We start from the raw sequence: 12,796 nt of genomic DNA, 5'->3' as shown, positions 1-12,796 counted from the left end.
TCCGCCGGACCGGGAGAGGATCACTTGCCGAACTGCTGCTGGGCGCTCTTGAGCACGTCGGCCATGGGGGTCTGGCCGTTGTAGACGCTCACCAGCTGCGGCTGGACGTAGGTGCCGACCTTCGACCAGTTGTCGGTGACGTACTGACCCTGCACGTTCGCGAAAGCGGCCTTGAAGACCTCCTCGACCTGCGCACGGTACTTGGGGTCGATCGACTCGAAGTACAGCGGCTGGCTCTCGGTGCGCGCCGGGTAGCTGCGGCCGGAGGAGGCGATGTAGTCCTGGGAGTCCTTGCTGAGCAGGGATCCGAGCACTTTGAGCGCGGCGTCCTTGTTCTTGCAGGTCTTGGAGATGCCGTAGCCCGAACCGAGGATGAGGCTCAGCGAGTCCTTGCCCTCACCGGGCAGCGGCGCCATGCCGGCGGTGAAGCCGGCCTCGTTCTTCAGGTAGCTGACGGCGTTCCAGGTTCCGTCGACCGCCATCGCGGCGTTGCCGTTGGAGTACTGGTCCTCGCCCCAGCCGCCGTCGGAGGCGCTGGCGACGGGGAGGGCGACCTTCTGGTCGGTGACGAGACCGGCGTACCAGGTCGCGGCGTCCTGGAACTTCTTGTCCGTGAGCTGCAGCTTGCCGTCCTGCGTGGCCGGCTGGACGCCCGCCTTCGCGATCGGCAGCGCCTGCCACTGGAAGTCGCCCATGCCGACGGCGAAGCCCTGCTTGCCGTCGCGGGTGGCCGCCTTGGCGGTCTTCTCGAAGTCGTCGAAGGTCCAGCCCGGCTTCGGGTCGGCGGCGCCGGCGGCCTTGAGCTGGTCGGCGTTGTAGTAGACGAGCATCGTGGCGGTGTCGAAGGGAAGACCGTACAGGTCGCCCTTGTTCTTCAGGATCTCGGTGGTGCCCGAGGCGAAGTCGCCCTCCTTGAGGCCCGCGGTCTTCAGGTCGTCCGCGGTGAGCTTCTGGAAGCCGGAGGTGTAGCCGGACAGCATTCCGCTGTTCATGCCCGTGACGCACGCCATGTTGCCCGAGGCCATGTTCGTGGTCAGCTTGGTGAAGAAGTCGTTCCACGGCGCGGTGCGCAGCTCGATCTTCAGGTCGGGGTTCTGCTTCTTGGCGACGTCGATCTGCGCCTGGAGCGCCTTGGTGTCGTCGGCGGATCCCGCCCACATGTCCACCACGACGGTCTTGTCGTCGGCGCCGGCGCTGCTGCTCGAACCGCCGCAGCCGGTCAGCACGAGCGCGGCGCCCACCGTGAACGCCGCCACGGGGACGAGGTGAGTCTTCTTCATTGAAATGCCTCCTCAGGCACGAACAGATCCTGGCTTCGTTTGAGTTCAAACGAAGTAATTCGGGGTTATGCCTTCATCCTGCCAGAGGCCTGCGTGAAACTCCAGCCGAACATCGGATGTCTGGCCCGGATCGTGAGAATTCCGTGATGAATCGGGACGCGTCGCGACATGACCACTAGAGTGATCTTCATTCGATCTCGAAGGAAGTGACATGGCGCATTCGGCTGACCGGTCCCCCGACCGCCGCGAACCCTCGGCGTCCGGTGACCACGCCCGGCAGATCGTCGAGCTGGTGACGCGCGGCGAGGCGCTGTCCCGCTCGGATCTCGCCCGCCTGCTCGGCATCGCGCCCTCCACCGTGTCCTTGCGTGTGCAGGAGCTGGTGGACGCCGGAATCCTGCGGGAGAACGGCCAGGCGCAGTCTTCCGGCGGGCGGCGCGCCCGGCGGCTGTCGCTCGGCGGCACGCAGCATCGCGTGCTCGCCGCGGAACTCGGCGGCGAGCACGCGCGTCTCGGGCTGCTGGACCTCGGCGGGCACCTCGACCGGACGGCGACGATTCCGATCACGATCGCGGACGGCCCGGAGGCGACGCTCACGCTCGTCGAAGCAGGTCTGCGCGAGCTCGCCGAAGGCGCAGACATCCGAGCTGTGGGCATCGCGCTCCCCGGACCCGTCAACTTCGAGACCGGCAGCGTGGATCAGCCCTCTCGCATGCCCGGCTGGCCCGGATTCCGCGTCGGCGAGGCCCTGACCGCCCGCTTCGGCGTCCCGGCCGTCGTCGACAACGACGCGAACCTCATGGCCCTCGGCGAGCACCACCGCAGTCTCACGCGCGACCAGCACAGCATCACGGTCAAGGCGGGGACCGCGATCGGCAGCGGCATCATCGTGGCGGGCTCCGTGCACCGCGGAGCCACCGCCGCGGCCGGGGACATCACGCACACGCGCGTCGCGGAGGCCGCGGACATCCCGTGCTCCTGCGGCAACCACGGCTGCCTGGAGACCATCGCGAGCGGCGCGGGACTCGTCCGCCAGATGCGCGAGCGCGGCGTTCCCGTCGCGGTCGCCGCCGATGTGCTGGAGCTCGCGCGCAATGGCGATCCGATCGCGACCACGCTGGTGCGCACGGCCGGCACGCACCTCGGTCAGGTGCTGTCCGGCGTCGTCAACTTCTTCAACCCGCACGCCGTGTTCCTCACGGGAAGCATGAGCGCGAGCGAGCCCTTCCTCGCCGCGGTGCGCAGTCGCGTGTACGAGGCGTGCCATCCGCTCGCCACGCAGACGCTGCGGATCGAGTCCGCGCGGACCGGTCCGGATGCGGCGCTGTACGGCGCCGCGCGCCTGGCGATGGAGCTGGTCGACCCCGTCGCCTGACGCGACGCCGGAAGCGGTGGGTCAGGCGCCGGGAGCGAGCGTCAGCTCGATGACCGGGATCAGCACGTCGGGGCGCCGCACAGGCAGGTGCACCGTGAGCGTGCCCTCGGACTCCCCCGCCGGCGTCATCAGCATCGCCTCCTGGGCCGGATCCGTCACCGAGGTCTTCAGCCAGGATCCGTCGTTCAGCAGCCGCGCATAGGTGACCCGGTCCGCGAGCCCCTCGAGGTGCACGTAGCCGAGCGGCCAGGAGAACAGGTGCAGGTAGAGACGGTCGCCGCGCCGGGTGTAGACGCCCTCGCGGGGAGCGGCGAAGGAGGCGTGTCCTGCGCCGACGATCGCATCGCGGTGCAGTCGCATCCACTCGCCCAGATCGGCGAGCACTGCTTCGTCGCGGGGAGCGATGCTCCCCCGTCCGTCCGGTCCGATGTTGAGCAGCATGTTGCCGTCCATCGACACGGAGTCGGCGAGCATCTGCCCGAGCAGCACGGCCGACTTCTGGTCGTGGTTGTCGCGGTGGTAGCCCCAGGATCCGTTGATCGTCTGGCACGCCTCCCAGACCTGCGGCACGCCGTCCACGACGATCGGCGCGGTCGGCTGGTACTGCTCCGGTGTCACGAAGTCGGCCGGGATCCCGAGTCGGTCGTTCACGAGCATCTGCGGCTGCAGCTCGCGGCAGAGGGCCAGGAGCGCCTCCGCATCCCAGTCGGCCGGCCCCTTGCCGGCCCAGCCGTCCTTCGCCTCGGGGTAGGTGAAGTCGAAGAACAGGTAGTCGATGTCGCCGTACTGCGTGAGCAGTTCGCGCACCTGTCCGTGCAGATACGCGCGGTACCGATCCATGTCCCGTTCGCGGTTGCGCTCGTGCTCGATCGCGTCGTCGCGGCGCGGGTGGTTCGCGTCGACCGTGAAGTCCGGATGATGCCAGTCGATGAGCGAGTGGTAGAGACCGACGCGCAATCCCTCGGCGCGCAGGGCGTCGACGTACTCGCGGACGAGATCCCGTCCGCACGCCGTGACGGAGGTGTAGTCGGTGAGGGCAGAATCCCAGAGGCAGAACCCGTCGTGGTGCTTCGTGGTGAGCACGACGTAGCCCATCCCCGTCGCCTTCACACGGCGCGCGAGCGCGGCCGCGTCGAAGAGGTCGGGGTCGAAGTGGTCGAAGTAGGCCCGGTACTCCTCGGCCGTGAGGCGCTCGTAGTTCTGCACCCACTCGTGCCGGGCGGCCCCGCTGTACAGGCCGAAGTGCACGAACATCCCGAATCGGGCCTCGTCGAACCACTGCTGTCGCATCTCTGCCTCTTCTCGATCCTCGGGTGGGTGCCCGCTCAGGCGGACGGGTGTCCGACGACGCCCTTGCGCAGCAGCGCGTTGCCGTACTTACGGGTCTCCCCCGTGCGCACCATCAGGTAGGCGCCTTTCGCGACGTCGTAGTACGCGAAGCGCTCCACGAAGCGCGTGGTCTCCTCGTCGGTGCCGGCGGCGGCCATGAGTTCCCGCTGCACATCCAGCACGGTCGCGTCGGCCGACTCCATGAGGTCCATGCCGGGGGCGTCGTCGAGGGGCAGCACCGAGCAGATGGCCGCGACCACCGCGGGTGTCGTCGTGCCGGGCAGATCGACGACGCGCGCACCGAGCGCCCACGCCGGGAAGTGCGCATCCGCCACGACGACCGCGTCCGAGTGCCCCATCCGGTCGAGGTGCAGCAGCAGCTCACCCGTCAGCAGCGGATCGATTCCTTCGAGCATGTCGTTCCCTTCGTCCTTGCCCTGTCGTGCGTGCCTGTCGTGCGTGCCCTGTCGATCTCGTTCCCGTCGCGATATCCGCCGCCTTCCCGGCTCCTTTTCGACATCTTCTGCGACGGGAGCGGAGGAAGCCGGGGCCCGGAGTCAGGCCGGGATGAGCGCCTCCGCCGCGAGCTCGCGCCAGAGATCCGCCGGAATGTCGAGCGCGGCGAACTCCGCGTTCTGACGGAGCTGCTCCGGACGGCTCCCGCCGACCACGACCGAGGTCACGACCGGGGACTGCAGCGGGTACTGTATCGCGGCCGCCGGCAGCGGCACATCGTGCGCACGGCAGACGTCGGCGATCCGGGTCAGGCGCTGCCAGAGCTCCTCCGGCAGCGCTCCGTATTCGTAGCGGCCATCGCGGCGCGGCTCGCTCTGCGCGAGCAGGCCGGAGTTGAACACCGACGCGGCGACGATGCCGGTGCCGCGCTCGGCGCACGCCGGGATGACGTCGGCGGCCGCCGGCTGCTCGAGCAGGGTGTAGCGCCCCGCGACCATGATCGTGTCGAGGTCGGCCGAGCGCACCGCGGTGGTAAGGGCTTCTGCAGTCATGGATCCGATGCCGATCCGCCCCACCTGCCCTTCCGCGCGCAGCGACTCGAGCGCGGGGAATGCCTCGGCGAGCGCCAGATCCAGGTCGTGCCGCTCCGGGTCGTGCAGGTACAGGATGTCGATGCGCTCGATGCCGAGGCGCTCGCGCGACTCGTCCAGGCTGGCATGGATCCCCGCCTCCGAGAAGTCCCACACCCGCTGCAGGTCGTCCGGGACGAAGAAGTCGTTCGCTGTGTCGAGCCCGCCCGCGACGTGGTCGGGGTTCGGACGCAGGAGCCGCCCCGCCTTGGTGGAGAGCACGTACTCATCCCGCGGCTTGGTCCGCAGGAACGCCCCGAGCCGGCGCTCCGAGAGCCCGAGCCCGTAGTGCGGCGCGGTGTCGTACAGGCGGATCCCGCTCTCCCAGGCGGCGTCCAGCACGGCCCAGGCGTCGTCGTCGGTGAGCGCGCGGAACAGGTTGCCGACGTTCGCGGCGCCGTAGCCCAGGGCCGGGATCGCGGGCCGGGCGGCGGTGTCGACGGACTCAGACATGCGCGCCCGCCTCGCGGTGCTCGCCGGTCCAGGTGAATTCGGTGCGGCTGGCCGCCTTCATCTCCATGCCGTTGCCGGGTGCGGTCGGCGCCGTGTAGGAGCCGCCGCGGATGTCGGTCGGCACCACGAAGTGCTCGTGCAGATGATCCACGTACTCGATCATGCGCCCTTCGCGGCTGCCGGAGACGGCGACGAAGTCGAACATGGACAGGTGCTGCACGGCCTCGCAGAGGCCCACGCCGCCGGCGTGCGGGCACACCGGGACGCCGAACTTCGCGGCGAGCAGAAGGTTCGCGATGTTCTCGTTCACGCCCGCCACGCGCACCGCGTCGATCTGCATGACCTGGATCGCCTCGGCCTGCAACAGCTGCTTGAAGATCATCCGGTTCTGCGCGTGCTCACCGGTCGCGACGCGGATCGGCGCGACGCCGCGGGCGATCTCGGCATGCCCGAGCACGTCGTCGGGGCTGGTCGGCTCCTCGATCCAGGCGGGGTGGAACTCGGCGAGCGCGTTCACCCAGGCGATCGCCTCGGACACCTCCCAGCGCTGGTTCGCGTCGATCGCGATCGGGAAGTCGGGACCGCACACCTCGCGGGCCTTGCGGAACCGGCGGATGTCGTCGTCGAGATCGGCGCCGACCTTGAGCTTGATCTGCGTGAAGCCGTCGGCCATCGCCTCCCGGGCGAGGCGCTCGAGCTTCTCGTCCGAGTAGCCCAGCCACCCGGGGCTCGTGGTGTAGCCCGGGTAGCCGGTCGCGAGCAGCTGCTGCTCGCGCTCGGCGCGACCCGCCTCGGCGTCGCGCAGGATCGCCAGCGCCTCCTCGCGGGTGAGGGCGTTGGTGAGGTAGCGGAAATCGACGAGGTCGACGATCTCCTCGGGCGTCATCCTGGAGAGCAGCTGCCAGAGCGGAAGCCCGGCGCGCTTGGCCTTGATGTCCCACAGGGCGTTGATCACGGCGCCGATCGCCATGTGCATGACGCCCTTCTCCGGACCGAGCCAGCGCAGCTGCGAATCGCCGATGATCTCCCGGAACGTGCCGCCCATGTCGTCGAGCAGCGGCTCCAGCTCACGGCCGACGAGGTGCCCGGCGAGCGCGTCGATGCCCGCGACCTGCACGTCGTTGCCGCGACCGATCGTGAACACGAACGCGTGTCCCTCGATGCCGTCCGCCGCGTCGGTGCGCACGATCACGTACGCCGCGGAGTAGTCGGGGTCGGGGTTCATCGCGTCGGAGCCGTCGAGGCTGAGCGAGGTGGGGAATCGGATGTCGCTGGTCTCCAGCGCGACGATGCGGCTCACGGTTCTCCTGTTCTGGGGCTGATGTCGGGAGCTGCGGCACAGACGGCCGTCCATCCCTCGACAGTTGGAGTGTAAACATCGGATGTCTATACTGTCAACGCGGGATGCATCCGCGCACGTCGTTCCGGCGGCGGATCCGCCCATCCCCGTGAGAAGGCAGGAGAATCATGAAGTTCGCGCGTCTGGGCGACCCCGGATCCGAGATCCCGGTCGTCATCGCCGAAGACCGTACCTACGATCTTCGGTCCGTGACCTCCGATGTGAACGGCGACTTCCTCGCCGCAGACCCCGTGGGGCGCACGCGTGCCGCCCTCGACGCCGGCGCCCTGCCGGAGCTGGCCGACGCGGACGCGCGCCGCATCGGATCGCCGATCGCGCGCCCGAGCGCCGTGATCTGCGTGGGGCAGAACTACGCGGCGCACGCCCGTGAGTCCGGTGCGGAGCCGCCCACGGTCCCGATCCTTTTCCTGAAGACGCCGAACACGGTCGTCGGCCCGGACGACGCCGTGACGATCCCGCGCGGCAGCGAGAAGACCGACTGGGAGGTCGAGCTCGGCATCGTCATCGGATCCCGCGCCGCCTACCTCGACTCCCCCGCCGATTCCGCCGCGCACATCGCAGGCTACGTGGTCTGCAACGACGTCTCGGAGCGGGCGTTCCAGATGGAGGTCTCCGGCGGGCAGTGGTCGAAGGGCAAGGCCTCCTTCGGGTTCAACCCGACCGGCCCGTGGCTGGTCACGCCCGATGAGGTCGAGGTGCAGAACCTGCGCCTGCGCAGCTTCGTGAACGGCGAGCCGCGGCAGGACTCGAACACGAACGACATGATCTTCTCGGTCGCCGAGATCGTGCATCACATCTCGCAGTACATCACCCTCGAACCAGGGGACCTGATCCTCACGGGCACCCCGCAGGGCGTCGCGTTCGGCGGGAAGTTCCCGTACCTCCGCGCCGGGGACGTCGTGGAGATCGACATCGAGGGGTTGGGCGGCCAGCGTCAGGAGTTCAAGGCATGGGAGGCACAGGCATGACCCTTCGACAGGCTCAGGGACCGCAGCTAGATGGGCTCGTCGCGATCGTCACGGGCGGCGCATCCGGGATCGGCGCGGCGATCGCCGCGCAGCTGCACGAGCAGGGTGCGCAGGTCGCGGTGCTCGACCGCGACGTGGCCGGCGCGGATCCGCGCTTCGCCGCGTTCACCGCCGACGTGTCGGACCGCGCGAGCGTGGACGCCGCGGTCGCCGCGATCGGCGAGCGCTTCGGCCGCATCGACATCGTCGTGAACAACGCCGGGATCGGTGCGCAGGGCGACATCGCGGCGAACGACGACGACGAGTGGGCGCGCGTGCTCTCGATCAACGTGACCGGCATCGCCCGCGTCTCCGCCGCGGCGCTGCCGTGGCTGCGCGAGTCGCCCGCCGCGGCGATCTGCAACACCGCCTCGATCGCGTCGACCACTGGCCTGCCGCAGCGCGCGCTCTACTCCGCGTCGAAGGGCGCGGTCTCGGCGCTCACCAGGGCGATGGCCGCGGATCACCTCCGCGAGGGCATCCGGGTGAACGCCGTCAACCCCGGCACCGCCGACACCCCGTGGGTCGGCCGCCTGCTCGACTCCGCCGCCGACCCCGCCGCAGAGCGCGCCGCGCTCAACGCGCGCCAGCCCCACGGTCGCCTGGTGTCGCCGGACGAGGTCGCCGGCGCCGTGCTGTACCTCGTCAGCCCCGCGTCCGGATCCACCACCGGCACCTTCATCGAGGTCGACGGCGGCATGGCCCAGCTGCGCCTCCGGGCGGAATAGTCCCGCTCGGTTCCGGCCGGTTCCGGCCGGTCACGCTCGGCCCCTCCCCGCTCCCGTCGCAAACGAAGCCGCTATTTCGCATTCAGAGCGGCCTCTTCTGCGACGGGAGCGGGTGTTCGCCGGCGCCGCGCGAACGGCGCGCGACCGGGGCTGTGGATAACCGGCTCGTCGGCGCGCACATGCTGTCAGAGTGCCGGGATGAGAACTCCACGGAGGCTGCCCGAAGGGCTCGGCAGGGCCTTCCACGTGCGGGATGCCGTCGCGGCGGGTGTCGGAGCCGGACGATTGCGCCGATCCGACCTCGGACGCCCGTTCCACGGCATCCGCACCCAGCCCGGCGACGACGACCTCGACCCGGATGAGGACGAGGATCCCTTCGCCCGGCAGGCGCGCGAGCGGCTGAGCCGGATCCGTGCGTGCGCTCCGCGGCTGCGTGACGGGCAGTTCCTCTGCAAAGAATCCGCGGCGGCCCTCTGGCAAGCGCCGCTGCCGCTCGCCACGAAGGACGGGATCGCGATCCCCGGAGATCGGCTTCCCGTGCACATCGGCGTCTTCGGCACCGCGCCGCTCGTACGAGCCTCGGGAATCGTCGGACATCGCGCCCGTGCCGAGACGACCTCAACCCGCATGCTCGACGGGATCCCCGTCGCGTCTCCTGCCAGCACATGGGCGTCGCTCGGAACCCTGCCGCTCGTGGATCTCGTCGCCCTGGGCGACTACTTCTGCCGCGCCTGGCGCGACGGCCCTGGACGGCCCGACGCGGGTCGTCCCGCGCTGGCGACGCTCGATCAGTTCCGCCTCGCGATCGGGTCCGGGCGGCGCGTGGGAATCGTCCGGCTCCGCGAAGCCGTGGAACTCGTTCGCGAGGATTCCTGGTCTCCCCGGGAGTCCGCACTGCGCTGCCTCATCGTGTTCGCCGGGCTGCCGGAGCCCACGCTCAATCACGACGTCTACGACTCTCGCGGCCGCTTCCTGGGGTGCGTCGACCTCGCGTATCAGGAGCGGAGGATCGCGATCGAGTACCACGGGGTTCTGCATCGCTCACGGTACGCGCGGGACGTGGAGCGGATCGCTGCCCTCCGTGCCGCCGGGTGGACGGTGATCGAGGTCACCGCAGCCCTCTTCTCCAACCAGGGCGAACTACTGCGCCGGATCCGTCGCGCCCTCCTCGGCTGACCCGCCGCGCTCCCGTCGCGAAAACGGCCACTCCCGCCGCGCTCCCGTCGCGAAAGAAGTCGCTCTCGCGGGCTCAGAGCGGCACCATTCGCGACGGGAACATGCCAAGCCCGCCCACGGGACGAACGGATCCAGCCCACCCACGGGACGAACGGATCCAGCCCACCCACGGGAGGCGAGCCGGGCTCAGCCCTGGGTGGCCTGGCGCAGCCAGCGCTCCACGCCCGCGATGTGCGCCGTCGCGAGCGAGGTCGCGAGCGACGGGTCGTGCTGCGCGATCGCGTCGGCGATGGCGCGGTGCTCCGAGAGCGTGCGCTCCACGGCGCCCTGCTCCGTGAGACCCCGCCACACCCGCGCGCGGATGGTCTGGCTCGAGAGGCTGTCGATGAGGCTCGCGAGGTAGCCGTTGCCGGTCATCCGCACGATCTCCCGATGGAAGCGGATGTCGTGCGCGACGAGGTCGTCGATCGAGACGCCCGCATCGATCCCGTCGATCTCGGCCTGGAGTGCGGCGATCGCCTCGTCGTCTCCGTGCGAGGCGGCAAGGCCCGTGGCCTGCGATTCGAGCATGCGGCGCACCGCGAACAGCTCGAGCAGCGAGTCGTCGTCGTGCATGTCGACGACGAAGCTGATCGCCTCGAGAAGCAGGTGCGGCTCGAGGCTCGTCACATAGGTGCCGTCACCGCGGCGCACATCGAGGACCCGGATCACCTCGAGCGCCTTGACGGCCTCCCGCATCGAGTTGCGGCTCAGGCCGAGCCGTTCCGCGAGCTCCTTCTCCGGGGGCAACCGGTCGCCGGGGCCGAGCTCGCCCGACACGATCATCGCTTTGATCTTCTCGATCGCCTCGTCGGTGACTGCCATGGCGTCATCCTATGGGCTTCTGCGAACATCGGATGTCTGCGCCGCTCGCGCCCTGATCTGCGAAAGGATGTCACCATGCGCCTCCTCGATTCCCATCTGCATCTCTGGGATCCGTCCCGCCTCGACTACGAGTGGCTCGCCGGCGCACTGGCACAGCGTTTCGCCGCCGAAGAGCTCGAGCAAGCGGGCGTCGATGGCGCCGAACGCGCGGCGGCGATCTTCGTGCAGGCCGAGTGCGTCGAGTCGCAGTTCCTCGACGAGGTGCGCTGGGTGTCCGAGACCGCAGCACTCACGGGCGTCGTGGGCATCGTCGCGGGCGCACGTCTCGATCGCGGCGAGCGGACGATCGCGCACCTCGACGCGCTCGCCGACCTCGAAGGGGTCGTCGGGGTGCGGCACAACCTGCAGGGCGAACCCGACGGCACGGCACGCAGCGAGGCGTTCCGCACCGGTGCGGCGGTGCTGGCCGCGCGCGGGCTCCGCTTCGACGCCTGCGTGCGCGCCCGCCAGCTCTCCGACGTCTCCGATCTCGCGGCGGCGGTGCCCGCACTGCCGATCGTGCTCGACCACCTCGGTAAGCCCGCGATCGGCACGGCGGCGGATCCGCTCCGCCCTACCTCCGACTGGCTGAGCGATCTGAGCGACCTGGCGACGCATCCGCAGGTCTCCGTCAAGCTGTCCGGGCTGCCGGCGGAGGCCGGCGGGTTCTGGAGCCCGGCGCAGGTGATCCCCTTCCTCGATGCGGCCGCCGAGGCATTCGGATCCGAGCGGCTGCTGTGGGGCGGCGACTGGCCCGTCTCGGCCGTCGCGGGCGACCCGCAGGAGTATCGCCCCGAGAGCCGCAGCCTCTGGGCCCGGACGGTGGCGGAGTGGGCCGACGAGCGCGGCCTCGACGTCGACGCGATCCTCTGGGGCAACGCCGCCCGGTTCTACGGCGTGGCGTGAGCCGCGCCGGGCGCACCCTTCCGCGACGAGCCAGGTCCCGTTCACAGCAGGGTCATCAAGTTGTTGAGTGAGGCTTGCCTTACCTACTATGTGATTCGCGACTTCCGCGCCTCTCCCTCCACGAAGGACTCTCCGTGAACCGTTCCCTCCGACTGCTCTCCGCTGCCGCGGCGGCCTCCGCCGTCGCCCTCGCGCTCACCGCCTGCAGCGGCTCCTCGACGCCGACGTCGAGCACGGCCGGCGGCGACGACCTCGCCGGCCAGACCATCACGATCTACAACGCGCAGCACGAGGAGCTCACGAAGTCGTGGACCGACGCGTTCACGAAGGCGACCGGCATCAAGGTGCAGGTCCGCAACGGCGACGACACCGAGATGTCGCAGCAGCTCATCCAGGAGGGCGACCGCTCCCCCGCGGATGTGTTCCTCACCGAGAACTCGCCCTCGATGTCGGCGGTCGAGAAGGCCGGCTTGTTCGCCTCGCCGGGCGATGAGGCGCTGAAGAACGTCCCGACCGAATACCGTCCGTCCTCCGGCAAATGGGTCGGCATCGCCGCCCGCTCGACCGTGTTCGCCTACAACACGGCGAAGCTCACGGAGGCGCAGCTGCCGAAGTCCCTCATGGATCTCGCCGACCCGTCGTGGAAGGGCCGCTGGGCCGCCTCCCCGTCCGGCGCCGACTTCCAGGCCATCGTCTCCGCGCTCGTGCAGCTCAAGGGCGCCGACGCCGCCGAGGAATGGCTCAAGGCCATGAAGACGAACTCGGTCGCCTACAAGGGCAACTCCACCGCGATGAAGGCCGTGAACGCGGGCGAGATCGACGGTGCCGTGATCTACCACTACTACTGGTTCGGCGACCAGGCGCAGACGGGTGAGAACTCGAAGAACGTGCAGCTGCACTACTTCAAGAACCAGGATCCCGGCGCGTTCGTGTCCGTGTCCGGCGGCGGCGTGCTGAAGTCGAGCAAGCACCAGGCCGCGGCGCAGAAGTTCCTCGCGTTCGTCACCGGCGCCGAGGGCCAGAAGATCCTGCAGACCGGCACGTCGTTCGAGTACCCGGTCGGATCCGGCGTGGCCGCCAACCCGAAGCTCGTTCCCCTCAAGGACCTGCAGGCGCCGACCATCGACCCGGCTACGCTGAACTCCAAGCAGGTCACCGATCTGATGACCCAGGCGGGCCTGCTCTAAGGCGCAG

General features: G+C 69.7%; 12 protein-coding genes. 6 read left to right on the top strand and 6 right to left on the bottom strand.

Annotation, left to right across the window (positions count from 1 at the left end):
• Positions 1–20 precede the first annotated feature (20 nt).
• Positions 21–1,280 carry an ABC transporter substrate-binding protein gene (locus CQ044_RS03640; protein ID WP_105686891.1) on the bottom strand — a complete coding sequence of 420 codons (1,260 nt, stop codon included), beginning with the start codon at positions 1,278–1,280 and terminating at the stop codon, positions 21–23.
• Positions 1,281–1,491: 211 nt separating this feature from the next.
• On the opposite strand from CQ044_RS03640, the gene CQ044_RS03635 reads away from it, so the two are divergent.
• On the top strand, positions 1,492–2,655 hold the full coding sequence (locus CQ044_RS03635; RefSeq protein ID WP_105686888.1) for an ROK family transcriptional regulator: 1,164 nt from the start codon (positions 1,492–1,494) through the stop codon (positions 2,653–2,655).
• Between the two features lie 21 nt (positions 2,656–2,676).
• Here CQ044_RS03635 and CQ044_RS03630 read toward each other — a convergent pair whose 3' ends face one another.
• The 4 genes from CQ044_RS03630 to CQ044_RS03615 all read right to left on the bottom strand — a co-directional run bounded on the left by CQ044_RS03630 (position 2,677) and on the right by CQ044_RS03615 (position 6,822).
• Complete coding sequence (locus CQ044_RS03630; protein WP_258133152.1) at positions 2,677–3,984, bottom strand: alpha-L-fucosidase; 1,308 nt, start codon at positions 3,982–3,984, stop codon at positions 2,677–2,679.
• Entirely contained in the window at positions 3,981–4,400 is a 420-nt protein-coding gene (locus tag CQ044_RS03625) for an RbsD/FucU family protein (RefSeq protein WP_105686884.1), read from the bottom strand. The genes CQ044_RS03630 and CQ044_RS03625 overlap by 4 nt, the downstream gene beginning before the upstream one ends.
• Positions 4,401–4,541: 141 nt before the next feature.
• The gene (locus CQ044_RS03620) at positions 4,542–5,522 is read right to left on the bottom strand and encodes an aldo/keto reductase (protein ID WP_105686882.1); all 981 of its coding nucleotides are present in this window, start codon (positions 5,520–5,522) and stop codon (positions 4,542–4,544) included.
• Entirely contained in the window at positions 5,515–6,822 is a 1,308-nt protein-coding gene (locus tag CQ044_RS03615) for an L-fuconate dehydratase (protein WP_105686880.1), read from the bottom strand. Before CQ044_RS03615 ends, CQ044_RS03620 begins: the two co-directional genes overlap by 8 nt.
• A gap of 167 nt (positions 6,823–6,989) precedes the next feature.
• On the opposite strand from CQ044_RS03615, the gene CQ044_RS03610 reads away from it, so the two are divergent.
• The 3 genes from CQ044_RS03610 (at position 6,990) to CQ044_RS03600 (ending at position 9,793) form a co-directional block, all read left to right on the top strand.
• Positions 6,990–7,850 (top strand): fumarylacetoacetate hydrolase family protein, encoded by an 861-nt coding sequence (locus tag CQ044_RS03610; RefSeq protein ID WP_105686879.1) that lies wholly within the window; start codon positions 6,990–6,992, stop codon positions 7,848–7,850.
• Positions 7,847–8,617, top strand: coding sequence for an SDR family NAD(P)-dependent oxidoreductase (locus tag CQ044_RS03605; protein ID WP_105686877.1), 771 nt, complete (start codon positions 7,847–7,849; stop codon positions 8,615–8,617). Before CQ044_RS03610 ends, CQ044_RS03605 begins: the two co-directional genes overlap by 4 nt.
• 198 nt (positions 8,618–8,815) lie before the next feature.
• On the top strand, positions 8,816–9,793 hold the full coding sequence (locus CQ044_RS03600; RefSeq protein ID WP_146116730.1) for a DUF559 domain-containing protein: 978 nt from the start codon (positions 8,816–8,818) through the stop codon (positions 9,791–9,793).
• A gap of 186 nt (positions 9,794–9,979) precedes the next feature.
• Here the strand turns inward: CQ044_RS03600 and CQ044_RS03595 are convergent, their stop codons facing one another.
• On the bottom strand, positions 9,980–10,657 hold the full coding sequence (locus CQ044_RS03595; protein ID WP_105686875.1) for a FadR/GntR family transcriptional regulator: 678 nt from the start codon (positions 10,655–10,657) through the stop codon (positions 9,980–9,982).
• 75 nt (positions 10,658–10,732) lie between these two features.
• Here CQ044_RS03595 and CQ044_RS03590 point away from each other — a divergent pair, with 75 nt between their 5' ends.
• Both CQ044_RS03590 and CQ044_RS03585 read left to right on the top strand, forming a co-directional pair.
• Positions 10,733–11,602, top strand: a complete 870-nt coding sequence (locus CQ044_RS03590) for an amidohydrolase (RefSeq protein ID WP_105686873.1) — start codon at positions 10,733–10,735, stop codon at positions 11,600–11,602.
• 134 nt (positions 11,603–11,736) lie between these two features.
• Entirely contained in the window at positions 11,737–12,789 is a 1,053-nt protein-coding gene (locus CQ044_RS03585; RefSeq protein WP_105686872.1) for an iron ABC transporter substrate-binding protein, read from the top strand.
• Positions 12,790–12,796: the final 7 nt, after the last annotated feature.

It is taken from the genome of Microbacterium sp. MYb64, from assembly GCF_002979495.1.
Classification (GTDB): domain Bacteria; phylum Actinomycetota; class Actinomycetes; order Actinomycetales; family Microbacteriaceae; genus Microbacterium; species Microbacterium azadirachtae_A.
This window is presented reverse-complemented; position numbering and strand designations above follow the sequence as displayed.

Bases quoted from the DNA above. Each gene is read 5' to 3' on its own strand.
- CQ044_RS03640 (WP_105686891.1), bottom strand. From the start codon at position 1,280: ATGAAGAAGACTCACCTCGTCCCCGTGGCGGCGTTCACGGTGGGCGCC.
- CQ044_RS03635 (WP_105686888.1), top strand. From the start codon at position 1,492: ATGGCGCATTCGGCTGACCGGTCCCCCGACCGCCGCGAACCCTCGGCG.
- CQ044_RS03625 (WP_105686884.1), bottom strand. From the start codon at position 4,400: ATGCTCGAAGGAATCGATCCGCTGCTGACGGGTGAGCTGCTGCTGCAC.
- CQ044_RS03620 (WP_105686882.1), bottom strand. From the start codon at position 5,522: ATGTCTGAGTCCGTCGACACCGCCGCCCGGCCCGCGATCCCGGCCCTG.
- CQ044_RS03610 (WP_105686879.1), top strand. From the start codon at position 6,990: ATGAAGTTCGCGCGTCTGGGCGACCCCGGATCCGAGATCCCGGTCGTC.
- CQ044_RS03605 (WP_105686877.1), top strand. From the start codon at position 7,847: ATGACCCTTCGACAGGCTCAGGGACCGCAGCTAGATGGGCTCGTCGCG.
- CQ044_RS03600 (WP_146116730.1), top strand. From the start codon at position 8,816: ATGAGAACTCCACGGAGGCTGCCCGAAGGGCTCGGCAGGGCCTTCCAC.
- CQ044_RS03595 (WP_105686875.1), bottom strand. From the start codon at position 10,657: ATGGCAGTCACCGACGAGGCGATCGAGAAGATCAAAGCGATGATCGTG.
- CQ044_RS03590 (WP_105686873.1), top strand. From the start codon at position 10,733: ATGCGCCTCCTCGATTCCCATCTGCATCTCTGGGATCCGTCCCGCCTC.